Source organism: Flavihumibacter petaseus NBRC 106054 (genome assembly GCF_000974785.1).
GTDB lineage: Bacteria > Bacteroidota > Bacteroidia > Chitinophagales > Chitinophagaceae > Flavihumibacter > Flavihumibacter petaseus.
On sequence record NZ_BBWV01000001.1, the window covers coordinates 1,761,634 to 1,786,446 of the forward strand.

The following is a 24,813-nucleotide window of genomic DNA, read 5'->3' on the forward strand; positions in this document are numbered from 1 at the left end:
ATGATAAAACCGGAAATGAAAACGGCATTGTTCCTGAAGCCGTCGAGATTGAAGCAGCGGTGGTCACCTCTGGAACTGATCCATATCAGCAAGGGCGCAAAAGGTATTGAAACGGCGAAGGATCTCCTGGACCAGGATACGCTTACCCGATATTTTCCGGGCTGGACAAGCACTTTCCGGGAGACCGTATTGTCACTGGGTGATGAGGCCCTGACCGCAAAAGTAGCCGAACTGACCCGCACGCATGCCAAACAAAAAGCCGGCACCTCACTTACACAATATGTCAACCGGTCGTTTATGCGTCATACGCATCAGGTGCTGGAACAGCTCTGGATGACGCTTTGCACGGAAAAAATCTATCACCAGGTGGTCAACCCGGCAACGGGCAATCACCTCACGACAACCTGCCAGTTGTTCCCCGGACAACCGGTTCTCAACTTCCTCGTTCACCGGGACAACACGACGGGCCTTTCACTGGAAGCGCGATTGCTGCTTAACGATCAGCAGTACACACTTACAGAGTTTGAGCAACAGCTTTTCTTTCTGCAGCGTGACGGCACCTTTTACCTGCTGCGTTTCGCAGACTACCAGACCCTGCAATGGCTGGCAGCCAACGATCCGGCAGTATATGCCATGGATCCTGTTGGTTTTTCCGAACAGGTTCTCGCTCGTCTGACCAGTGATGGCTATGCGATTGAAACCAGTGCAATGGATGATATTGAAACAATCTCCGTTGAACCGGTGCATGCCATTTATCTCTCGGAGATCAGCAACGCATTTCTCCTGCTGACACCACGCTGGAATTATGACGGGTTTTGGGTCGAAGGGCCATGGGTGCATTCAGAGCGGGTCAACAGGAATGGAAAACTGTATGATATCCAACGCAGCCGGGAAAAAGAAACGGGTTTTGTCGACCGGTTGCAGGCATTGCATCCGCTGTTTGCCAAACAGCTGAATGGCGTTTTCCACCTGAATTTTGCAGAGGCCAAAAAGAAACACTGGTTTCTGAAAGTATATCACCAGTTGCTGACGGACAATGTCGAGCTGCTGGGTATGGCATTTCTGCGGCATTTCCGTTATGCGCCATATCCGGTTGAAACTGCAGTGAACGTATTGGAGAAAAATGATGCTGCCATCATACTGGAAATGAAAGTGACCTGCGGCGCAGAAGAGATCCGTTTGCTGGAATTGCAGAAGCTGCTGCTGGCCGGACAAAAATCACTGCTGCTGAAAGACCATTCCATCGTGGTGCTCACAGAAGAATGGCTTCATGCCTACAGCACGCTGGTGAAACATGGCAGAGTGGCTGAACGAAAACTCACGGTGCCGCCATGGATCTTCCTTGCTGCGGAAGACAGGCTGAACACAGCTGTCAGACCACTTCCACAAATTTGGTTGGAGAAGTGGCAACGCTGGCAATCGACAGAAGAAAAACTGTATTCGCTTCCTGAAACGGTGCAGGCACAGCTACGGCCCTACCAGCAGAAGGGTTTTGAATGGCTTTGCCTGTTACATGAGATTGGTGCAGGCGGTTGCCTCGCCGACGATATGGGTCTTGGTAAGACGTTGCAGACAATCAGCTTCCTGGCCCGGTTGAAACAAAACGCACCAGACCGTCCGGCGATGATTGTTTGTCCCGCGAGCCTGGTGCACAACTGGAGGATTGAGATGGAAAAGTTTGCGCCTTCGTTGCGTCCTTTTGTATATCATGAATCCACCCGATCGCTCGAAGACTACTGGGCCCCGGGGAAACAGCCGGGTGTACTGATCACCAGCTACGGAACCCTTCGGGCAGATGATGCAAAATTACAGGCTATCGAATGGGAGGCTGTTGTACTCGATGAAAGTCATTCTATTAAAAATCCCGCTGCACAGATCACGCGTGCCGTTTATCAGCTTCGTGCGAAAGCAAAGGTGGCACTCAGCGGGACGCCGGTAATGAACAACAGTATTGATCTCTTTGCCCAGCTGCAGTTCCTGCTGCCGGGTATGATGGGAACACTGGAGTTTTTCAGGAAAGAATATGCCGTACCGATTGATCGCGATCAGGATGAAGAAAAAATATCCGCCCTGCAAAAACTTACGGCGCCATTCCTGCTGCGGCGTACCAAGCAGCAGGTAGCGTCTGATCTTCCCCCGAAAACAGAAATGCTGCGCTGGTGCGAAATGGGAACTGAACAGAAGGCATTCTACGATGAAACTCTTTCACAGGTGAGGGACAGTATTTTCCTGAACATCAAAAACGAAGGACTTGGCAAATCCAAATTGTCGATTCTGCAGGGGATGCAGCGGCTTCGCCAGATCTGCGCGGCACCGCAATTATTGCCCGAAGCATCAGGAATTCCTTCCGTAAAGATCAGCGCGCTCATGGAAGAGCTGCGTGAGCCGTTGCGCCAGAAAAAGGTTCTGGTGTTTTCGCAGTTCAAAGGAGTACTGCACCAGCTGGCCCACCAATGCAAGCAGCAGGGTATCGCCTATTACCATTTCGACGGTGAAACACCTGCTGCCAAAAGGATGGAAATGGTGGAGGCTTTTCAGGCAACAGACAACCAGGTGAATGTCTTCCTGATCAGTCTGAAAGCAGGCAATACGGGTCTGACGCTTACGGCGGCGGAGTACGTTTTCCTGGTGGATCCCTGGTGGAATACTGCGGTGCAGCAGCAGGCCGTGGATCGTGCGTACCGTATAGGCCAGACGAAAAATGTTTTTGCCTATCAGATGATCTGCAAAGACAGTATAGAGGAGAAAATTGTTGAATTACAGCAACGCAAGCGGTCGTTGTCTGATGCCCTTGTGGGAGATGATGACGGATTGATGCGGGCGCTTACAGAAGAAGACCTGCGATACCTGTTTTCCTGATGCTTGTTTAGCGGGTGTTGGTTTCTTCTGTTGCCTGAATTCCCAGGGTGGAATGGGGTACTGCATCTTCCATAAGCCGGTTTTATGGGTTTTTGCAAAAATTTCTGCATCGGCAAGCAATACTTCGGAGGAGTATTTTTTGAAATGCCATGCCATGCCGCACCTGATCATCGCGAAGTTAATATCACCGTGATCCCCGGCGTTCACGCGGGCGATCAACCTTCCATAGCGGTCTTTACTGATTACTTTAACTGTAAGGGGGTTTTGCTGCAGTAGCCTGCAAAGCATGTTTTTGGAAGCCTTGTAAAAATCCTGCCCTTTCTCCGGCGCATCAATACCCTCCAGCCGGATGGTGAAGGTTTCCTGTTTGCCGGTGAGCAACACAAAAGTGTCACCGTCCTTGATTTTGACAGCCATCCCTGTGAGCGTATAAGGATACCCGTTAAGCAGTAGAAGAAGCAGCAATGCAGTAAACATGTTACAATATAAAGAAGCCATTCATTAGAATGGCTTCCGAGCACAGATAATATATCAGGTGATCGTAGAAATGGACTAGGCTGCAACCTTTTGTGCAAGTGCACCACCGATTGCATGCTCTATTTTGGGATGGATCTCTGCGGATGCACTATCCAGTGCGATGATTTTTCCGACTTGCGGATCCAGGCCAAATATATGAACGGGTCCTCCGTTATAGCTTACACGGAATCTTGGCAGATCGTGGACTGCGTTGTATGGTTTTGCTACAACTTCCACAGGCTTACCATCTACTACAACTTCAAAGTTTATTGCCTTCTGACTGTTACGCTTTTTCATACTATTTCCTTTTTTGATGAACAATTACAATCCTACATTTTCAAGAACTGTGCCTGTGCATGCCATCCTGATTTTTCTTAACGTTTCTTTTGTCCAGGCCGGATCGCTAAACCGGTAACTGCCTCATTTAGAGCACAGGTTAATTTTTGCTTGTATTATGGCCAGTTAGAAATAAAGCCAAAACAGGCAGACACTTAACTTTAGCAGCATGAAAAAAATGCTAACGATTTTGCTGGGAGCCGGCAGCCTGTTTGCCATAACTCCTGTATTTGCGCAACCTAAGAATTCCTATCAGCCGACAGATGCGAATCAGGCTGCCCGGGAAACTTTCCGGAAGGACCGGTTCGGTATGTTTATCCATTGGGGGGCTTCCAGTGTTCTGGGTGCCGGTGAATGGGTGATGAACGACAGGAATATCAAAGTAAAAGATTACCAGAAACTCCGGCAACTCTTCAATCCGGAACAGTTCGATGCTGCAAAATGGGTAAGCACGGCAAAAAACGCCGGCATGAAATATATCACTTTCATTACCCGCCATCATGATGGGTTCAGCAACTGGGATACGAAGTATTCAGACTGGAAGATCACGAATACACCTTACGGAAGAGATGTTCTGAAGGAGCTGTCGGCGGAATGCCAGAAACAGGGTATCCAGCTTTTCCTTTATTACTCCTTACTTGACTGGTATCGTACGGACTACCAGTACTGGACAGGACGCACCGGGCAGGGAACCGGAAGAACTGAAAAAGGGAAGTGGGATGACTATGTACAGTTCATGAAAAACCAGCTTACGGAGCTGCTTACCAATTATGGACCGATTGCAGGCATCTGGTTCGATGGCCACTGGGACCAGGTTGGGTTTAATGAAGAGACAAAACAGTGGGACGGGAAAAGTAAGGTCGACTGGCATTATGACGAGATATATCAATTAATCCATCAGTTGCAGCCGAAGGCGCTTGTTGGCAATAATCACCACCTGAGTACGATCAGCGGAGAAGATTTCCAGATGTTTGAAAAAGATCTGCCCGGTCATAATACGACAGGATGGGGAACTGATGTAAACAGCATCTCTGACCTGCCGCTTGAAACCTGTGAAACCATCAACAATTCATGGGGATTTAATATAACTGACGGCTCCTACAAATCAACCAAAACCATTGTGCAGTTGCTCGCAAAAGATGCGGGACTTGATGCCAACCTGCTGCTCAATATAGGACCGATGCCTAACGGTGTCATACAACCGGAGTTCGTAAACGTGCTGGATAGTGTAGGCCAGTGGCTAACAAAGAACGGGGAAAGTATTTACGGTACGAGGGGAGCGGGAACTGGTTTGCAGTCCTGGGGCACTGCCACCAAAAAAGACAATGTACTTTATATTCATTTGTTGGATCCGGCGGCGGACACGGTGTCTATTGCCAATCTTCCCTTCAAGAAAGTAAAATCAGCTATCTTGCTGGCAACCGGCGCGGTCGTGCAGAATGTGATCCTGAAAAAAGGGCAGCTTCACCTTTCGGGATTGAAATCGCTGGAGCATGATCCGAATGATACTGTAATCAAAATCAATTTTTAATGGCACAACGTTATTGTTTGGCGCTGGATCTTCGCGACGATCCCACCGCCTGGGATGAATACGATCGTTATCACCTGGAAGTCTGGCCGGAGATCCTGGCTTCCATCCGGGAAGCGGGAATCGAAAGCATGCAGATCTATCGGACCGGGAATCGTTTATTCATGATCATGGAAACAGCGGCATCTTTCAGTTTTGCGGATAAGGGTGCTGCTGACGCAGCGAATCCGGTGGTTCAGAAATGGGAAACACTGATGAGCACATTCCAGCAGGCGCTGCCCTGGGCGAAGCCTGGAGAGAAGTGGTTGCTCATGAACAAAGTGTTCGACCTGGGGAAATAGCGCAACGAAGGATATGCAGTCGTGTAGCCTGTTCTACATGGTCAAAATTATAAGTAACTGATAATCTGTTCACTGTTTTTTGGCCCGCTTTTTCCTTTATTCAGAGTGAATAAGAGAAGAGAAAAACAAGCATTTAGGGACGGTTTCAAGAATAAGCCGACGGAACCTGACCAGTTATTTTGTTCACTTCCGATTCGGTAAACCTGAGGCGCGCCTGACAGATCTCCAGTAGAACTGCGGCGCGCTTCAATTTTTGTGTCAGTTCATCCACGCTGATCGTATCGTGTTCGATTGCAGCAGCAATTCCCTTCAGCTCTTCAAAAGCTGCTTCGTAAGTCATTTCATTTTCCATGGTAAGCTGTTTTCTGGATTAAGGTGGTTTTTAGCAGGGCGTCTTTCAGCCGTACATCAAAGTTATCGCCGTTGGTAAGGCCATCAGCACTGGTAATAATTTTCCCATCTTGCTCCAGCCAGGCAAAGCCGCGTTCCAGCGTGCGCTCGGGGGAGGCAATATGGCAAAGGCGGCGGATTTCATTAATAGCCTGCTGCCGGCGTTGTAAAAATGAAACAGGCGCTGCAAGGATTTCCCTGGCGATATGTTGCAGGTTGTGTTTTTTATTTAGCAACAGTAAACCGGGACGGGCTGCAATGGAAGCACCCAGGCGCTCCAGTGTGTGTTTCCGGCTCAGCAGGTTTTGGCGGACAGATGTTGCTATGGCGGACTGCAACGCTACAAGACTGGTTTCAAATTCACGGTTGCGCTGGACCAGGAATTCCGCCACCTGGGTGGGTGTTTTGAGTGCTGTATGAGCAACGAGGTCGGCGATTGATTCGTTTTTCAGGTGGCCAATGCCTGTAATTACCGGAAAAGGACAAGAGGCGATAGCCAATGCAGCAGGAAGTTGATCAAAGAGCAACAGGTCGGTATCGGCACCACCACCCCTGACAATCACCACCGCATCATAATCCACTTTCGATCTGAGCGCTTGTTCAGCCACAGTAGCCATAACGCCGGCAAAAGCTGCAGCATTTTCTTCTCCCTGCACCAATACTGGAAAAGGATCTACTTTGAACCGGAAACCAAAAGGGTTTTCGGTGAGACTGTGAAGAAAGTCAGCATAACCGGCACTTTGAAGGGAGCCGACAAGGGCGATGCGCTGCACTACAATCGGCAGGTCCAATTGCTGGTTAAAACTCGCCAGCAAGTCTCCATCCTTCCAGACCATATCAGGCGAATCGTTCAGCAGGGCCGCGAAAACCGCCTGACGGGCAAGTTCCAACCGGCCCAGCGTGTGGGCAGCATCGATGTCTGTCAGCGTTAATTTAAGGCCATAAACCGGGTGGAAATCGACGGTAACTTCCACACATACGCCAATTCCATTGCGGAAAGACTGCCGGGTGAGTTGTTCAAATACCCTGATCCTTCCCGCCCCAGCAGTCCATGCAACTGCTGCGATCTTTGCGATCAGCTGGGTGCCTGATTTTTCTACCAGCTCAAAATAATGAAAGCCTTTCTGGGGATAGTAGCTGTGATTGCTGATCTCAGCGATTACCCAGTACCGGGTTGCGGAAAACCTTCTCCTGATGGTTTCCTGGAGCAGCAGGCTTAGCTCGGAAAGGGCGATCGGTGACATGATCGTATAAAGATAAGCATCAAAACTTCTTGGCTGTTTTGGTTAAAAGTGTAAATTGTACAATTAATAAAACTTAACGAGTCTATGTTGCCATTTAAAAAACCAATCCGTACTGCTGTCGCCTTTCTGGCAGCGGTGATGGCCGGAAAAGGCGTTGCAGCACAGGATGCCACTGGTACCCTGCATTTCAAAGATGCCCAGATAACCATCAACAAAAACATTTACGGACATTTTGCGGAGCACCTGGGTACCTGTATCTACGGTGGTTTTTTTGTGGGTGATACCAGCAGGATTCCCAATACGGAAGGCCTGCGTAACGATGTGGTCGAGGCGCTGAAGAAATTGAAAGTTCCGCAGTTGCGCTGGCCCGGAGGCTGCTTTGCAGATACTTATCACTGGAAAGACGGCGTTGGGGATCGCAAAAAACGGCCAACTATTGTCAACACCTGGTGGGGCGGCGTTACGGAAGACAACAGCTTTGGTACCCATGATTTCCTGAATCTGTGTGAGCGTATCGGGGCTTCGCCCTATCTCGCAGGAAATGTGGGCAGCGGCTCTGTTCAGGAACTGTCTGACTGGGTTCAGTACGTGAATTTTGATGGCACCAGCCCGATGAGTAAATGGCGCGAAGAAAACGGGCGCAAGCAGGCCTGGGATGTACAATATTGGGGTGTTGGCAATGAAGCCTGGGGATGCGGCGGTAATATGACGGCGGAATATTATGCCAACGAATACCGCAAGTATGCCACGTTCATGAACAACTACTCCAAAAAAAGCAGGCTCTTCAGGATCGCTTCGGGCGCAAACTCAGGTGATCTTCACTGGACGGAAGTGCTGATGCGTGATATTCCGAACCATATGCTGGAAGGCGTAGCGCTTCACCACTACTCGGTGATCGACTGGGACAAGAAGGGGTCTGCCACCGGGTTTACAGAAGTACAATATGCCGCTACCATGCGCCAGGCGTGGAAAATGGAAGAACTGGTAACGAAGCATTCGGCAATTATGGACAAGTACGATCCGAAAAAAAGAGTTGCCCTCGTGGTGGATGAATGGGGTGGATGGTATGACGTGGAGCCCGGTACCAATCCAGGCTTCCTGTTTCAGCAGAATACTATCCGCGATGCGGTGCTGGCCGGACTTACACTGAATATTTTCAATAATCACGCTGACCGTGTAAGAATGGCAAACCTAGCGCAGGCCATCAATGTATTGCAGGCTGTGATCCTGACAAATGGTGCAAAGATGGTACTGACACCCACCTACCATGTGATGGAAATGTACAATGTTCACCAGGATGCTACCCTTATCCCTATTACGCTGAAATCTCCCGACTATATTCTTGGCAAAGACACCGTACCAGCAGTATCCGTATCAGCATCTAAAAATGCAGCGGGAAAAGTTGCTGTGTCACTGACCAATGTTGATCCGAAGAAAACACAACTGATCAGTATTAAACTGGAAGGCATGTCGCTGAAGCAGGTAAGTGGCCGTATACTGACTTCTGCGAATCTGCAGGATTATAACGGATTTGACACACCGGATAAAATCAGGCCTGTCGTCTTTAACGGAGCTCAGCTGAAAGGTGACCAGCTTGAAGTGAAACTTCCACCTGCCTCAGTGGTTGTCCTTTCACTGCAATAAATTCAGGGGCGGAAGTTTGTGGTTAATTCTATTCTTCGTACACAACAATCATTCTGGTGAAATATAAATCTGGGTCTTTCTGGCGTACCCTTGGATGGGTTGGCGCCAGCCTGCTGCCTGTGACCGGATTACAGGCGCAGGAAACTTCATGGGTAATTGAAGGCGCCAAAACTGTAGCCTCTGTTCAGCCGACCATGTGGGGCATTTTCTTTGAAGACATCAATCTGGGTGCAGACGGAGGCCTGTATGCAGAGTTGGTCAAGAATCGCTCTTTTGAGTTTTCCGACCCATTTATGGGTTGGGAGTTGTCTGGCAAACAAATCAGCGACGGTATGGTCAGAGTGCTCAATGAGCGCACCCAGCGTCCAACCAATCCCCGTTATATCAGGATCGAAGCGAATGACCTGGCGACCGGAGGCCTTGAACTGACCAATGAAGGGTTTCGGGGGATGGGTATCCGGGAAGGACGGCAATACGATTTTTCCCTGCTTTACCGGCAAGTGACAGCCGGGCTTGCACTCACACTCGAGTTACTGGATGACAGCAGCAAAGTGATCGGGAAGGCAAACTGGCGACCGCAAAGCAATGCAGGCGGGTGGCAGAAGGGAAGCGTCAGTTTTGGTACAAGTGGTGGGGCGAAGAAGGGCAAACTTCGGTTGACCATTACCGGCAGCGGAACAATTGATCTCGATCAGATCTCCCTTTTTCCACAGGATACCTGGAAGGGCCGGAAGGGGGGCTTAAGAGCAGATATGGTACAGGCACTGGCTGATCTCAAACCTGGGTTTGTCAGGTTTCCGGGTGGTTGTATCGTGGAAGGGCATGAATTGGAAACACGATACCAGTGGAAAAAAACGGTTGGTTCTGTTGACGACCGGGAAGTGAGCATCAACCGGTGGAATAATGAATTTGCACATCGTCCGGCTCCTGATTATTACCAGACATTCGGTCTCGGGTTTTATGAATATTTTCTGATGGCGGAAGACATCGGAGCCTCGCCACTGCCCATTCTCAGCTGCGGAATGGCCTGTCAGTTCAATACAGCTGAGCTTGTTCCCCTTGATGACCTTGACCCCTACCTCAGTGACGCCCTCGACCTGATCGAATTTGCCAACGGAGACAGTACCACGCACTGGGGTCAGCTTCGTGCGAAAATGGGGCATCCCGCTCCTTTTCAACTCAGGAAGATCGGCATCGGAAATGAAAACTGGGGGCCGCAGTATGTTGAGCGGTTTACCATTTTCCAGCAACGGATCAAGGCAAAATATCCTGAAATAGAGCTGGTCAGCAGCACGGGTCCTTTTTCCGGTGGCCCCGGTTTCCGGTACCTGGACAGTGCCTTCCGGTCGATGAAGGCTGACCTGATCGATGAACATTATTACGCCAAACCGGAATGGTTCCTAAAAAATGCAGACCGGTATGACAAATACGAACGTACAGGGAGTAAGGTTTTTGCCGGAGAATTTGCAGCACATGTAGAAGGCCTGACCGGCAGTGACCGGAACAACTGGCGTAGCGCCCTGGCGGAAGCGGCATTCATGACCGGCCTGGAAAGGAATGCTGCTGTTGTACAGATGGCATCCTATGCACCCTTATTTTCGCATATTGATGGTTGGCAATGGGCGCCTGACCTGATCTGGGTAGACAACCTGAATGTATGGCTGACACCAAATTATTATGTGCAGCAACTGTACAGCCTGAATAAGGGGACTGAAGTTGTATCGCTGACTGCGATGAATGTTCCGCTGACCGGGCAGGACAGTCTTTACGCTTCGGCCGTACTTGACCGGCCTGCCGGGATGCTCATTGTGAAGATTGCCAATGTGAAAGGCGTTGCGGCAGAAAAGAACATTCAGCTGAACGGGATTCGCCGCAAAGGTAAAACCATCAGTGAAACAAGGTTGCAGCATAATGACCTGACGGTGTTCAACGCGCCGGGCGAAAAGCCATCAATATTACCGGTTACTACCAGCAGATCGGTTTCAGGCAAACAGTTGAAAGTATCACTGCCGCCTTATTCCTTTACTGTCATCCGCATACCCTGCCACTTACCGTGATACGCTTGTAAACCATTAATAAAAAACACCAAAACGTGAAAACATTATTCATGACCGCAACTTCCCTGGCGCTGGGGCTTGCTGCCTGCCAATCGCCCGGCACTGAGACACAAAAGCCGCATACCGGCATCATCAAGACGCCGTTTGGCGCAGTTGAAGGCCAACCTGTTGAATTGTACACGCTGACCAATAGCAACGGAACAGCTGTCAGTATTACCACTTATGGCGGCATTATTACTGCTTTCCGTACAAAAGACAAAAATGATTCTGTGAGCAGCATCGTGGTGGGTTTTGATACCATCACCCAATACCTGCAGCAACCACCTTATTTCGGCGCCATCATTGGTCGTTATGGTAACAGGATCGGGAATGCGGCATTTTCGCTTGATGGAAAAGAATACAAACTGGCTGCCAATAACGGAAAGAACCATCTCCATGGCGGCCTGAAAGGATTTGACAAACAAATCTGGAAAGCAGCGGATGTGCAGGATTCTGTACCGACGCTCATTCTGGAATATACGAGCAAGGATGGTGAAGAGGGTTACCCCGGAAACCTACAGGTAAAGGTCACCTATGCATTGGGCGATAATGACGATCTCAGGATTACCTACGATGCCACAACCGACAAGGCAACCCCCGTCAACCTGACCAATCACAGTTACTTCAACCTGACCGGTGATACCAGGAGCACCATTCTGGACCATCGCCTGCAGCTTAAATCCAGCTCCTATACCCCTGTAGACAGTGGATTGATCCCCACTGGCGAGATCCGGAAGGTGGCGGGAACACCTTTTGATTTCTCACAGGCTGCTACTGTAGGCAGCCGGATGGATCAGGTGCCGGGCGGATATGACCACAACTGGGTGATTGACCGGAAAGGGAAGAACCTGGAAACTGTGGCAATCCTTACAGACAGTGTAAGCGGCCGTTTGCTGGAAGTACAGACCACCGAGCCGGGCATCCAGTTTTATGCCGGCAATTTCTTAGATGGCAAGTTTACCAATCATACCGGAACACCGGTTAATTTGCATACGGCGCTTTGCCTGGAAACACAGCATTTCCCGGACTCGCCCAATAAAAAGGATTTTCCCACTACCATCCTGCAGCCGGGTGAAAAATATCATACCGTTACGGTGTACAGGGTAGGCAGGATGGCTAAATGACAAATATGACAGCTGTTTTATCGCGTTTCAAAGGACTCCTGTTTGACCTGAATGGAACGATGATCGATGACATGGGATTTCATGTGAAAGCCTGGACTGGAATACTGAATGATGACCTGAAAGCGGGGCTGGACTATGAAGGCGTGAAACGCCAGATGTATGGCAAGAATGCTGAATTACTGGAAAGGGTGTTCGGCAAAGGCAGGTTCTCGGCAGAAGAAATGGATCGCATTTCCATGGAAAAAGAGCGACGTTACCAGGAAGCATACCTGCCTGAACTGAAATTGATAGACGGGTTGCCCCAACTGCTGGAAGAAGCAAGACAGCAGGGCATTAAGATGGCCATTGGTTCCGCCGCCATTCCCTTCAATATCGATTTCGTGCTGAACAATCTGCACCTGCGGCATTATTTTGATACCGTTGTAAGTGCTGATGATGTGAAGATCAGCAAGCCGGATCCCGAAACTTACCTGGAGTGTGCAACAAGGCTGGGATTGCAGCCGGAGGATTGTGTGGTATTTGAAGATGCACCGAAAGGGGTGGAGGCAGCAGCGAATGCAGGGATGAAAGCCATTGTGCTGACCACCCTGCACGAGCCGGACGAGTTCTCGGCATATAAAAATATTTTACTGTTTACCAGCGACTATACCAGCCTCTTGGGTTGAGGCGGTAATCGGGGTCAAACGCAGTCAGGGTCTGTCTTAAATTTAAATGTCGAAATTACACTTATTGTTCCGAATAGTGATTATATTGGGTTCGAATTTGCCTGTCATACTCTTTTTATGCCAAATACATTTGTAATCGGCGTGGATTACGGAACTGATTCTGTGCGTTCTGTGATTGTGGACACTGCCGATGGAACCGAGATTGCTGCTGCCGTATTTGAATATCCCCGCTGGAGGGACGGCTTGTATTGTGACCCTGCTGCCAGTCGTTTCCGGCAGCACCCCCTGGATTATATAGAAGGACTCGAAACAACAGTAAAATCCTGTTTACGGCAGGCGGGTGCATCCGTTGCTGCCGGGGTAAAAGCTATTTCAGTGGACACCACTGGAAGTTCGCCTGTGGCGGTAGACCGTCATGGTGTGCCGTTGGCCCTTTTGCCTGAGTTTGAGCAGAATCCGAACGCCATGTTTGTGCTCTGGAAGGATCATACTTCCCTGAAAGAAGCGGCTGAAATCAATGCCCATGCAACCCGTTACGATATTAATTACCTGCAATATGTAGGTGGTATCTATTCTTCAGAGTGGTATTGGGCCAAGTTGCTGCATGTGTTGCGGGAGGATTCTGCCATACGTGCAGCCTGTTATTCCTGGGTGGAACACTGTGACTGGGTTCCATTCCTGCTGACTGGTGGCCAGTCGGCAGATACCATGCGCCGGGGAGTTTGCAGTGCGGGTCATAAAGCACTTTGGTCGGCTGCGTATGGCGGGATGCCGCCCAATTCCTTCTTTACCGATCTCGACCCCCTGCTGGATGGCTACCGGGATCGCGCATTTGAGCAGACTTACGCTGCAGACCAGGCTGCAGGAAGACTTTCTGCCGAATGGGCAGCGCGGCTCGGGCTGGATGAATCTGTTGTGGTAGGAATCGGCGCATTTGATGCGCATATGGGTGCGGTGGGTGGACAAATTGAACCCTATCACCTCAGTAAAGTGATGGGGACTTCCACCTGCGACATGCTCGTAGCGCCGGTAACAGAAGTACAGGATCTGCTGGTGCGCGGTATTTGCGGCCAGGTACCCGGTTCCGTTATTCCAGGGATGATGGGGATGGAAGCCGGACAATCCGCTTTCGGAGATGCGTACGCGTGGTTCCGCAAGACCATCACGGGTTATACCGGACAATTGTTACGACAATCCGCCCAGATTGACAGTGTACTGGCAGCAGCGTTGGAAAAAGAAATGAACGATCGGTTTATCGTGGATATTTCTGAAAAAGCAGCGGCGTTGTCGTTGACTGCGCAGGATGAGCTCGCGCTGGACTGGCTGAACGGCCGGCGGACGCCAGATGCCGACCAGGAGCTGAAAGCCGCAATCACCGGTTTGAGCCTGGGAACGGATGCGCCCAGAATTTTCCGTGCGATTGCTGAGGCAACCTGTTTCGGTGCCCGGGCAATTGTGGATCGTTTCCGGGATGAAGGAGTTCCTGTAAAGGGATTGATTGGTCTTGGCGGCGTTGCCAGGAAATCTCCCTACATCATGCAAATGATGGCTGACGTCATGCAGATGCCATTGCGGATTCACCGGTCGGAACAGACCTGTGCAGCAGGAGCCGCCATGTTTGCCGCCACGGCAGCCGGCATTTATCCAAATGTTGAAGCGGCAATGGATAAAATGGGGCAAGGCTTTGACATGATCTATGAACCCCGCCCTGCTGAAAGTGCCTATTATGCGAAGCGTTATCAGCGCTATCATCACCTGGGCAAATATATTTCCAGCCATCAGACCAAAACAAACTGACCATGACTTATGCTTTGATCCGCGAGGAAGCTTATGCCGCGAACATGCAGCTGCCTGAACTCGGGCTGGTGCTTTTTACTTTTGGAAATGTCAGCGCTGCAGACCGGCAGGCCGGTGTATTCGCTATTAAGCCCAGCGGCGTTCCCTATGCCAATCTTCGTCCGGAAGATATGGTAGTGGTCGACTTTGATGGCAAATTGGTGGATGGAAATCTGCGTCCTTCATCAGATACCCTGACCCATGCAGTTTTGTACAAGCATTGGGAACATGTGGGTGGTATCTCCCACACGCATTCCGTTTATGCAACTGCCTGGGCACAATCCGGCAGGGATATTCCCCTGTTTGGAACTACACATGCGGATCACCTTACCGTGGATGTTCCCTGTGCGCCACCGATGGAAGACGAGAAGATTCGCGGTGATTATGAATATGAAACCGGTTTCCAGATCTTGCGGTGTTTTAAAACCCGCCAGCTGGATCCCCGCGAAGTGGAAATGATCCTTGTGGGCAATCATGCACCTTTTACCTGGGGGAAAACAGCAGCAAAGGCCGTTTATCATAGTGCCGTTCTTGAGACAGTTGCCAAAATGGCACTGCTGACGGAGCAGATCAACCCCGAGGCACTTCGCATGAAAGAATCCCTTATCCGCAAACATTTCGAACGCAAACACGGCCCGGACTCCTATTACGGACAGGCTTAAAATTATAAAACAAGCATATGAAAGCATTTCAGCAGGCTGAGGTCTGGTTTGTAACCGGCAGTCAGCATTTGTACGGAGAAGAGACGTTGAAACAGGTAGCGGCGCACTCACGGGAGATCGCAAATGCCCTTCAGGCAGCACCCGGTGTTTCTGTTAATGTGGTATACAAGCCGGTGGTTAAAACTCCGGATGAGATCTTCAGCCTCTGCCAGGAAGTGAATCAGAGCAGGAATTGTATCGGCATCATTGCCTGGATGCATACTTTCTCCCCGGCGAAGATGTGGATCAGTGGCCTGAAGATCCTGCAGAAGCCGCTGCTTCACCTGCACACTCAATTTAACCGTGATATTCCCTGGGCACAGATTGATATGGACTTTATGAACCTGAACCAGAGTGCACATGGAGATCGTGAATTTGGATTTATCATGAGCAGGATGCGGTTACGCCGTAAAGTGGTAGTGGGTCACTGGCAGGACCCTGAAGTGCTGACCCGCATTGATGTTTGGGCGAGGGCGGCAGCAGCCTATAACGACTGGAAGACGGCAAAATTTGTTCGCTTTGGTGACAACATGCGCCAGGTTGCGGTTACTGAGGGTGATAAGGTAGAGGCGGCAATCAAGTTCGGTTACAGCGTTGACACCCATGGTATCGGTGACCTGGTGAAGGTGATCAGCCAGGTGTCCGACACTGAAGTGGAGCAGCAGATGGAAGTTTACGGCGACGCGTATACGCTGACTGAAGGCCTCCTGAAAGGGGGTGTGCAGCGGCAGTCTCTTGCCGACGCTGCCCGTATCGAACTGGGTATGAAGACTTTCCTGGAAGCCGGCGGATACAGCGGATTCACAGATACATTTGAAGACCTGCACGGCATGAAGCAATTACCGGGAATTGCCACCCAGCGCCTGATGGCGGCGGGCTATGGTTTCGGCGGAGAGGGTGACTGGAAGACTTCTGCCTTGGTACGGGCGATGAAAGTGATGGCAACCGGCCTTCCCGGTGGTAACTCTTTTATGGAGGACTACACCTATCATTTTGACCCTTCCAATAAAATGGTGTTGGGTTCGCACATGTTGGAAATCTGCCCGTCTATTGCAAACGGAAAACCAAGGTGTGAGATTCACCCCCTGGGAATTGGTGGCAAGGAAGACCCAGTACGTCTGGTGTTTAATGTGGCTGCGGGTGCCGCGTTGAATGCCTCTGTGATCGACATGGGTAACCGATTTCGGTTGCTGGTAAATACAGTAGATGCAGTTGAACCGCAGCATGATCTTCCCAAATTGCCCGTGGCAAGGGTACTCTGGAAGCCTCATCCCGATATGCAAACCGGCTGCGGCGCGTGGATACTGGCCGGTGGAGCACATCATACCTGTTATAGTCAGAACCTGACCCAGGAGCATCTGGAGGACTTTGCAGACATGCTACAGATTGAATATGTTTTGATAGGAAAAGAGACAAATCTCTATCAATTCAAGAACGAATTGCGGTGGAGTGACGTATATTACCATCTTAATTCTTAAGCTAAAACTCTTTACTGGCCAACATGAACAAGTATCTTTCGATTGCAGACGTTGCCGTTTTCCTCATCTATCTGATAGTAGTAGGCTCATACGGATACTGGATTTACACCCGCAAGAAAAAAGCGGTTACCGATACCAAAGACTTCTTCCTCGCGGAAGGTTCACTCACCTGGTGGGCCATTGGCGCCTCCCTGATCGCTTCCAATATTTCTGCCGAGCAGTTTATTGGCATGAGTGGTAATGGATTTTTTGTGGGTATTGCTGTTGCCGCTTATGAGTGGCTGGCAGCCATTGCCCTGATCATCATTGCGGTCTGGTTCATTCCGATCTACCTGAAGAACAAGATTTATACGATGCCACAGTTCCTGAAGATGCGGTATAATGAAACCGTGGCGCTGATCATGGCGATCTTCTGGTTGTTCCTCTATGTATTTGTGAACCTTACCTCAATTCTTTACCTGGGTGCCATTGCCATCAATGGATTGCTGGGTGGTGAATATCTCCACACAGTCATGATTGCCCTGGCAATTGCGGCCATCCTGATCACATTGGGTGGTATGAAGGTTATTGGTTATACGGATGTAATCCAGGTTGCGGTGCTGATCATCGGCGGATTGGCCACTACTTATATGGCGCTATCCATCGTTGGCGAAAAATTTGGTGTGGGAGCTGATGCGATCGCTGGTTTCAAAGTGCTGCTCAAAGATGCGCCGGAGCATTTTCATATGATCCTGGACAAGCCGACTGCGGCCTCGTCGCAGGAGGATGTCAATAAATACCTGATTCTCCCCGGAATATTAATGTATATCGCGGGACAATGGATAGTGAACCTGAACTACTGGGGTTGTAACCAGTACATTACCCAGCGGGCGCTGGGGGCTGATCTGCAGACCGCCCGTACCGGTATTTTGTTTGCGGGTATGCTGAAGCTCATGATGCCCGTAATCGTAATGCTTCCCGGTATTGCGGCTTATGTGCTGTACAAGAATGGTCACCTGCCCCAGCTGGTGGGCGGCATGGACGGCGCCTATTCAGCAGTACTTGGCTTCCTGCCTTCAGGTTTGAAAGGCCTTTCCGTAGCAGCACTGACAGCAGCCATTGTGGCTTCACTGGCAGGCAAGGCCAATAGTATCTCCACGATCTTCACGCTGGATATCTATAAAAAATACATGAATAAGGAGGCCGATGAAGCCAAAATGGTTTGGACCGGCCGGATGGTCGTGTTGTTTGCGATGATTATTGCCATCCTTTTTACCTGGAATGATCTTCTGGGGATAGGCAGTGCAGGCGGATTTACCTTTATCCAGAAATATACCGGCTACATCAGTCCGGGTGTATTTGCCGTATTTATCCTTGGTATGTTCTGGAAACGCACTACTGGAGCCGCTGCTGTCGTGGGAATCCTGCTCGGATTTGCATTGTCCGTATTTTTCAACGAATTTGCGCCCTTGCTTTTCGGAAACGAAACCTGGCTGTATACCGCTTACTACAACAGTGATGCGAAAGCTTACCAGATTCCATTCCTGATCTGTATGGGCTTTGCGTTCTTCTTCACCGTGCCGGTGATGGTAGCGATGAGCCTGACTGGTCCGAAAATTAATCCGAAAGCATTTGATCATGAGCCGGGCATGTTTAAAGTGAAGCCAACGACCCTTGTGCAAATAGTGGTTACATTGCTCATTCTCATGGCACTTTATGTGAAATTCTGGTAATTTAGAAGTTATACGACTGCGATGTCTAGAATCGAATACAAAAACTATGATCGCTTTTTGCTGGCAGTAGATTGCATCATTTTCGGTTTCGATGGAAATAGTTTAAAAGCCCTGCTGATCAAGCGGGGCTTTGAACCTGAAAAGGGGAAGTGGTCACTGATGGGCGGTTTTGCCGCCCAGGACGAAAGCATTGATCAGGCAGCTGGCAGGATCCTGCTGAACCTGACCGGACTGGACCAGATCTACATGGAGCAATTGCATTGCTTCGGTGAGGTCGATCGCGATCCGGGTGGAAGGGTTATTTCCCTGGCATATTTCGCATTGATCAAAATTGATGATTCCGATGGCGAAAAGCTGGAACAGCATAATGCCAAATGGGTAGACCTGCGGAAGCTGCCCGCGCTGATCTTTGATCATCGCCAGATGATCCGGCTGGCTAAGGAGCGGTTGCAGCAAAAGGTATCCAATCACCCGATTGGGTTTGAGTTGCTGCCACATAAGTTTACCTTGCAGCAGTTGCAGGCCCTGTATGAAGCCGTTTATGAAACGAATTTCGACAAGCGCAACTTTACCCGGAAGATATTGTCCCTCGGCGTTTTACAGCGGCTTGACGAAAAGGAAAAAGCTTCGTCGAAGAAAGGCGCTTTTTACTATGTGTTTGATAAAAAGAAATATAAACGCCTGGAAAGCGAGGGCATCAAATTTATCTGAACAGCAGGTTAATTACGGCTGATATTAAAAATCGGAACAGGAGGATCAAGATATTGATCCTCTTCCGGTTTCTGGTAGATCTTGTACACCACCTCCATTCCCTCCACTACTTTTCCAAACGCAGCGTAACCCTGCCCGTCAGAATTGTTCACGCCGCCAAAGTCCAGTCCCGGTTGGGTGGTAAGACAGATAAAAAATTCAGAAGTTCCGGTTCCAGGTTCATTTCGGGCCAGGGAAATTGTACCCGTTTCATGATGAATGCCGGTAGTCGCTGTGGATTCATGGGGGATAGCGGGCAGCGTTGGTCTTTTTTTTCTGCGGTTCCATAGTCCGCCCTGAAGTAGCTCAGCCTTTGGGGCATTCGAAGGCTGGTTGGTTACAGTAAGGGCGCGGTAAAAGGAAGTGTTTTCGTACCTGCCGGCGTCTACCAATGCAAGAAAGGCAGCTACAGTTTTAGGGGCTTTATCTGCGAACAGTTCAATAATGATTTTTCCATCGGGAGTTTCGATAGATATGCGCGGATTGCCCTGGGGTGATTGGGGATGACAACCGGCCAGGAACAGCAGGAGCATGCAGGAGATCACCGCAGGTGCGGCCAGCCGGGAAATGGGAAACAAAAATTTCATATTGCCATATCTGCGAGGTAAAATTCGGAAAAATCTACCAACGATATACTATTTAAAGAGATGCACCTCAGCAGGCAGAAGTGATTTGCCGGTAACGGTTAACTACAGCCGAATGTAGAATTCCGTTCACATTTTGTTAAAGTGTGTTTAACACTCGCGTCATTTAGCCCGGATACTTTTGCCGCAAATCAACATCAAAGCAACTCTTTATGAGAAAGATTACAAACAGGTGCCTCAGGCACTTGTGGTTACTCTTATTGCTCTGCTTTCCGCTTCTTATGCAGGCACAGCAAACGTTATCCGGTAAAATAGTATCACAGAAAGATCAGGCACCGGTTTCCGGTATTACCGTTACCATAAAGGGCGGTAAGAAAGGCACAGCGTCCGGTGTTGACGGCAGCTTCCAGCTGGCCGCAAAAGCCGGTGATGTGCTGGTGATATCGGGCGTTGGCATTACCACGCAGGAAGTAACTGTGGGAGATGATGGACGCATAACCATTGCCGTCAATCAGGCAGCCAACGCACTGAATGAAGTGGTGGTGACAGCACTGGGAGTAAAGAAAGACAAGAAAAAAGTTGGATATGCAACCCAGGAAGTAAAAGGGGAAGACCTGGTGAAAGCCCGGGAGCCTAATGCCATCAATGGTTTGGTGGGGAAGGTTTCTGGACTTACCGTTGGCGCATCACCCGAACTGCTGGGCAACCCGAATGTACTGTTGCGCGGTACGGGAATCACCCTGTATGTTGTTGATGGTGTTCCGATCAACTCGGATACCTGGAATATTTCACCTGATGATATTGAATCCTATACCGTACTCAAGGGGGCGACAGCTTCTGCGCTGTACGGTTATCGCGGGCAGAATGGCGCGATCATGATCACCACGAAAAGAGGTTCAAAAGACAGGCGCGGGTTTTCCATTGAGTTTAACAGCAGTACAATGTTCGAAAAAGGATTCAATGCAATTCCCAGGACCCAGGATATGTATGGCCCCGGTGATCACGGTAAATATGCTTTTGTTGATGGAAAGGGTGGTGGCACCAATGACGCAGACTATGATGTTTGGGGACCTAAGTTTGAAGGTCAGCTGATACCCCAATACGATTCTCCGATTGATCCTCAGACCGGCGAACGTATCCCCACACCATGGGTCGCCCGTGGCAAAGATAACCTCGAGCGCTTCCTGCAGACAGGGTTGTTGTCTACAAACAGTATTGCCATTTCTTCCAAGTCTGACAAGTCTGATCTGCGTTTCGGTATTGCTCACAGTTACCAGAAGGGTATCGTCCCCAATACTCAACTGAATATTACAAACTTCAATTTTTCAGCCGGGTATAATTTTAGTGACAAGCTCCGACTGGAATCTTATATCAACTACAATCGGCAGTATACGCCTAATATTCCGGATGTTACCTATGGTCCGAATAGTATGATTTATAATATCACGATCTGGGCAGGGGCGGACTGGAACGTTGACGACATGCGGAATTACTGGCAGCCAGGTAAGGAAGGCGTTCAATCAATCTATGCGGAGTATCAGCGTTACCACAATCCTTATTTCATGAGTTATGAATGGTTACGCGGACATTATAAGAATGATGTGAACGGAAACCTGAAGCTGACCTACAAGCTTAACAACAATATCGATTTCCATTTGCGTACACAGGTTACCACATATGACCTGCTGCGCACGGAGAAAATGCCCTTTAGTGCTCACCCTTATGGACGGGAAGAAGGTCTGGGTGACTACAGGGAAGACAGAAGAGCGCTTTTCGAAAATAATACCGACTTCCTCGCAACCTATAACAAGAACAAGCTGGTTGGGGACATAAGCCTGCGTGCATCGGTGGGTGGAAACGCCCGTTCGTTCAAATACAGCAGCAGCTACGTTAGTACCGATTACCTCAATGTGCCGGAGTTGTATACGTTCACTAATAGCAGAAATCCTATCAAAGCCAGTAATTTCCGTTCAGACATGCTTGTGTTGAGTGGCTATGGCTATGTAGACATTGGGTTCAGCAAGTATGCCAACCTTTCTCTGACGGGCCGCGTAGATAAACTCTCAACACTGCCACAGGGAAACAACACCTACTTCTACCCCTCGGCCGCACTCAGCACCGTAGTGAGTGACTATCTCGAACTTCCTGATTTTATTTCTTTCCTGAAATTCCGTGGATCATATGCCAACGTAAAAGGAGGACTGACCAGCGCAACCATCGGAGCTACTCCGGGCGCGTCGTATCCTGTTGGTTATGGCATGCAGTATTATTCCTCTTACGAGGGTCCATCATATCAAAACTCTTCGATTTACAGTACGCCGATTGTATATGATAATAAAGCTGGTGCATATTATACCCCCACAATTAACAACCCAAACATTCAGCCTTTTACGAGCAAAGCACTGGAAATAGGTGTTGATGTGAGGTTTCTGCAAAACCGTCTTGGTTTTGATGTAACTCACTTTGTTAACAACGATGGCCCTGGCATTTACCTGTTGCCGCGTTCGGAAGCAACCGGATTCACTAGTGAGCTGGCAAATGGAGTTAAGACAAAAAAAACCGGTTGGGAAGTAACAGCTACTGGTGTGCCACTTCGTAGTGCAAAAGGATTAAACTGGAACATCATGGCAAACTGGTCAACCTTCACAGAAAAGTTCACCAGTTTCTTTCCAGATGTTGATGTTTACAAGACCTATTTCAGAGCAGGTGACCGGGTTGACAAACTGTATGGATCTGCGTTTGTAAGAACACCCGATGGACAGATAATAAATGATGCCGGTGGTCGCCCTTTGCGCTCTCCAGTTGCACAGTATTTAGGTAATGGTAACCCTGATTGGGTTTGGTCTATGATCAACAACTTTTCATATAGAGGAATCAGCCTGGGCTTTCAGTTCGATGGTCGGGTAGGAGGTCATATGGTCAATTACATCCAGCAGCAGACTTACCGTGGTGGCCGCCATATCAATACCGTAGAAGGAAAGATGGGAGAAGCGCGTTACCAGGACTATCTTGGTGTGAAATCGTGGATGGGCGAGGGTGTTGTTGTGAGCAACGGAGCAGCAATTGAATATGATGTGGATGGTAAAGTGACCAACTACAAAGACCTGCAATATGCGCCGAACACCATAAAAACCTATCTGCAGGACTATATCAGTTTCTTCTACAATACCAATGAAGCAAATATTATTGAAAAGACATTTAGCAAACTTCGTGAAGTAACGATAGGTTACAGCATTCCTCAGCAGGTATTAGTTAAAAGCTTTATCAAGCAGGCGTCTATCACACTGGTGGGCCGCAATCTCCTCTACTTTTCCAAATATAAGGACGTTGACATCGATCAGTATGCCAACTCCACTATGAGTTCTTCGCTTCAAACACCAACTACCAAAAGGTATGGCGTAAATATTAACCTTACTTTTTAACCGTTCAAGTATAACAACATGAAAAGGATAACCACCATACTTCCGATCACCATTGCAGTGCTGGCAGTTTTCAGTGGGTGCAACAAGAAAATGGAAGAATATGAACAGAATCCGAATGGCGCGGAAAGTGTGAATTCCGCGCTGATATTCAGAGGCATTGCCAGCGACATGAATAATGACGAGCCCTGGAGTCTGATCAGCCGCTGGAATCAGTTTGACTGTTGTAATTATAACTATTACGGTGATCAGCGATATGACTGGACAGGTGCATCACTAAATTACCTGACTTTGGAGAATGTACAGAAAATGGAAGAGGAAGCTGCTAAAAGGGGATTACCTGCGATAAATCCTTATGCTGCAATTGGTAAATTCCAACGCGCTTTCTTTTTCTATCGCATGACAAGTCTGGTAGGCGATCTTCCGCTCACGGAAGCGCTAAAAGGAAAAGACAACGTGCATCCGGCATATGATACACAAAAGTCCATTTTTCAACAGATATTGACTTGGCTGGACGATGCCAATAATGAACTGACACAATTGCTCACCACTGGAGATAAATCGCTGGATGGAGACATTTATTATGATAATGATTTGCGTCAGTGGCAGAAGGCAGTGAACTCCTTCCGGCTTCGGGTAATCATCGCCCTTAGCAAGAAAATTGACGATGGCGACCTGAACCTGAAATCCCAACTGGCGAATATCGTTTCGGACAAATCAGGCTACCCGATTTTCGAAAGCAGCGACGATGATCTGCAGTATATCTATAGCTCCTTCAACAAGTATCCGTCCAATCCGGACAATCTGGGATTCGATGCAACCCGGTATAATATGTCTGCCACCTACCTAGACAACCTGGTAATGTTAAAGGACCCCCGGACGTATATAACGGCAGAACCAGCCACTTACCAGTTGAGAACCAATCACAAAACACCTTCAGATATTACAGCATATGTAGGTGCACCCAGTGGTGAAGACCTGGCCAATATGTCAAGCAAGATGTCTGATGTTGACAACGCAGCCTATTCCGTTCGCAGCCGCGGGCGTTACTACAGTTCTTATTCAGCTGAGCCGGGCATTCTTATTGGTTTTGCGGAACAATGCTTTAACATTGCAGAAGCGATCAATCGGGGATGGATAAACGGAGACGCAGAAGAGTACTATAAGAAAGGAATCAAAGCTTCACTCCGGTTTTATGGCGTGCCGGTTGATGCTCCTGGTACAGTCTCGAAGAACTATGATGGCATGAACTATTCCATTCCCTTTGATTTTGAAGGGGTTTACTATCAGCAGCCTACTGTTAAATACAAAGGAAATTCACCTGTCGGATTGAAACAGATCCTGATGCAGAAATACCTGGCATTTTTCCAGGGGTCCGGATGGGAGGCCTATTTCAACTGGCGCCGGACAGGAATTCCTGAATTTTCTACCGGTGTCGGAACTGGCAATAGTGGTGTGATTCCCAAGCGTTTTCAGTATCCGGTAAGTGAGCGGGACAATAACACCGAAAATAACGCCAAAGCGGTGTCTGACCAGTATGGCGGAAGCGATGATATAAATGCAAGCATGTGGCTGATCAAATAATACATC

General features: G+C 49.1%; 19 protein-coding genes. 14 read left to right on the top strand and 5 right to left on the bottom strand.

Annotation, left to right across the window (positions count from 1 at the left end; genetic code table 11):
- The first annotated feature begins 15 nt into the window (after window positions 1-15).
- Window positions 16-2,859 carry a DEAD/DEAH box helicase gene (locus FPE01S_RS07455; RefSeq protein WP_169749137.1) on the top strand — a complete coding sequence of 948 codons (2,844 nt, stop codon included), beginning with the start codon at window positions 16-18 and terminating at the stop codon, window positions 2,857-2,859.
- On the opposite strand, the gene FPE01S_RS07460 is transcribed toward FPE01S_RS07455, so the two are convergent.
- Window positions 2,758-3,336 carry a thermonuclease family protein gene (locus FPE01S_RS07460; RefSeq protein WP_052955581.1) on the bottom strand — a complete coding sequence of 193 codons (579 nt, stop codon included), beginning with the start codon at window positions 3,334-3,336 and terminating at the stop codon, window positions 2,758-2,760. The two genes, FPE01S_RS07455 and FPE01S_RS07460, sit on opposite strands and share 102 nt — an antisense overlap.
- A gap of 75 nt (window positions 3,337-3,411) precedes the next feature.
- Window positions 3,412-3,672, bottom strand: a complete 261-nt coding sequence (locus FPE01S_RS07465; protein WP_046368136.1) for a hypothetical protein — start codon at window positions 3,670-3,672, stop codon at window positions 3,412-3,414.
- A gap of 208 nt (window positions 3,673-3,880) precedes the next feature.
- Between FPE01S_RS07465 and FPE01S_RS07470 the strand changes: the two genes are divergently transcribed.
- A complete protein-coding gene (locus tag FPE01S_RS07470) occupies window positions 3,881-5,242 on the top strand; it encodes an alpha-L-fucosidase (RefSeq protein ID WP_046368137.1) in 1,362 nt (453 codons plus the stop codon).
- Window positions 5,242-5,580: an L-rhamnose mutarotase gene (locus FPE01S_RS07475; protein ID WP_046368138.1), complete on the top strand. Its 339-nt coding sequence runs from the start codon at window positions 5,242-5,244 to the stop codon at window positions 5,578-5,580. Before FPE01S_RS07470 ends, FPE01S_RS07475 begins: the two co-directional genes overlap by 1 nt.
- A 145-nt stretch (window positions 5,581-5,725) precedes the next feature.
- Here the strand turns inward: FPE01S_RS07475 and xseB are convergent, their stop codons facing one another.
- Window positions 5,726-5,932, bottom strand: a complete 207-nt coding sequence (gene xseB / locus FPE01S_RS07480; RefSeq protein WP_046368139.1) for an exodeoxyribonuclease VII small subunit — start codon at window positions 5,930-5,932, stop codon at window positions 5,726-5,728.
- On the bottom strand, window positions 5,922-7,214 hold the full coding sequence (xseA, locus tag FPE01S_RS07485; protein WP_046368140.1) for an exodeoxyribonuclease VII large subunit: 1,293 nt from the start codon (window positions 7,212-7,214) through the stop codon (window positions 5,922-5,924). The genes xseB and xseA overlap by 11 nt, the downstream gene beginning before the upstream one ends.
- An 84-nt stretch (window positions 7,215-7,298) precedes the next feature.
- Between xseA and FPE01S_RS07490 the strand changes: the two genes are divergently transcribed.
- The 9 genes from FPE01S_RS07490 to FPE01S_RS07530 all read left to right on the top strand — a co-directional run bounded on the left by FPE01S_RS07490 (window position 7,299) and on the right by FPE01S_RS07530 (window position 19,181).
- Window positions 7,299-8,858 carry an alpha-N-arabinofuranosidase gene (locus FPE01S_RS07490; protein ID WP_083990160.1) on the top strand — a complete coding sequence of 520 codons (1,560 nt, stop codon included), beginning with the start codon at window positions 7,299-7,301 and terminating at the stop codon, window positions 8,856-8,858.
- Window positions 8,859-8,914: 56 nt separating this feature from the next.
- Window positions 8,915-10,915 (top strand): alpha-L-arabinofuranosidase family protein, encoded by a 2,001-nt coding sequence (locus tag FPE01S_RS07495; RefSeq protein WP_245623957.1) that lies wholly within the window; start codon window positions 8,915-8,917, stop codon window positions 10,913-10,915.
- Window positions 10,916-10,950: 35 nt separating this feature from the next.
- The gene (locus tag FPE01S_RS07500) at window positions 10,951-12,078 is read left to right on the top strand and encodes an aldose epimerase family protein (RefSeq protein ID WP_245623958.1); all 1,128 of its coding nucleotides are present in this window, start codon (window positions 10,951-10,953) and stop codon (window positions 12,076-12,078) included.
- Window positions 12,079-12,083: 5 nt separating this feature from the next.
- Window positions 12,084-12,743: an HAD family hydrolase gene (locus tag FPE01S_RS07505; RefSeq protein ID WP_046368142.1), complete on the top strand. Its 660-nt coding sequence runs from the start codon at window positions 12,084-12,086 to the stop codon at window positions 12,741-12,743.
- Between the two features lie 117 nt (window positions 12,744-12,860).
- Entirely contained in the window at window positions 12,861-14,540 is a 1,680-nt protein-coding gene (locus tag FPE01S_RS07510) for a ribulokinase (RefSeq protein ID WP_046368143.1), read from the top strand.
- A 2-nt stretch (window positions 14,541-14,542) separates the two neighbouring features.
- Window positions 14,543-15,241 (top strand): L-ribulose-5-phosphate 4-epimerase, encoded by a 699-nt coding sequence (locus FPE01S_RS07515; RefSeq protein WP_046368144.1) that lies wholly within the window; start codon window positions 14,543-14,545, stop codon window positions 15,239-15,241.
- A gap of 17 nt (window positions 15,242-15,258) precedes the next feature.
- Window positions 15,259-16,758, top strand: coding sequence for an L-arabinose isomerase (araA, locus tag FPE01S_RS07520; RefSeq protein WP_046368145.1), 1,500 nt, complete (start codon window positions 15,259-15,261; stop codon window positions 16,756-16,758).
- A gap of 23 nt (window positions 16,759-16,781) precedes the next feature.
- Entirely contained in the window at window positions 16,782-18,470 is a 1,689-nt protein-coding gene (locus tag FPE01S_RS07525; RefSeq protein WP_046368146.1) for a sodium:solute symporter family transporter, read from the top strand.
- A gap of 21 nt (window positions 18,471-18,491) precedes the next feature.
- Entirely contained in the window at window positions 18,492-19,181 is a 690-nt protein-coding gene (locus FPE01S_RS07530; RefSeq protein ID WP_046368147.1) for an NUDIX hydrolase, read from the top strand.
- A gap of 8 nt (window positions 19,182-19,189) precedes the next feature.
- Here the strand turns inward: FPE01S_RS07530 and FPE01S_RS07535 are convergent, their stop codons facing one another.
- On the bottom strand, window positions 19,190-19,807 hold the full coding sequence (locus FPE01S_RS07535) for a peptidylprolyl isomerase (RefSeq protein ID WP_245623959.1): 618 nt from the start codon (window positions 19,805-19,807) through the stop codon (window positions 19,190-19,192).
- A gap of 209 nt (window positions 19,808-20,016) precedes the next feature.
- Here FPE01S_RS07535 and FPE01S_RS07540 point away from each other — a divergent pair, with 209 nt between their 5' ends.
- On the top strand, window positions 20,017-23,226 hold the full coding sequence (locus tag FPE01S_RS07540) for a SusC/RagA family TonB-linked outer membrane protein (protein WP_046368148.1): 3,210 nt from the start codon (window positions 20,017-20,019) through the stop codon (window positions 23,224-23,226).
- An 18-nt stretch (window positions 23,227-23,244) separates the two neighbouring features.
- Window positions 23,245-24,807 (top strand): SusD/RagB family nutrient-binding outer membrane lipoprotein, encoded by a 1,563-nt coding sequence (locus FPE01S_RS07545; protein ID WP_046368149.1) that lies wholly within the window; start codon window positions 23,245-23,247, stop codon window positions 24,805-24,807.
- The last annotated feature ends 6 nt before the right edge of the window (window positions 24,808-24,813 follow it).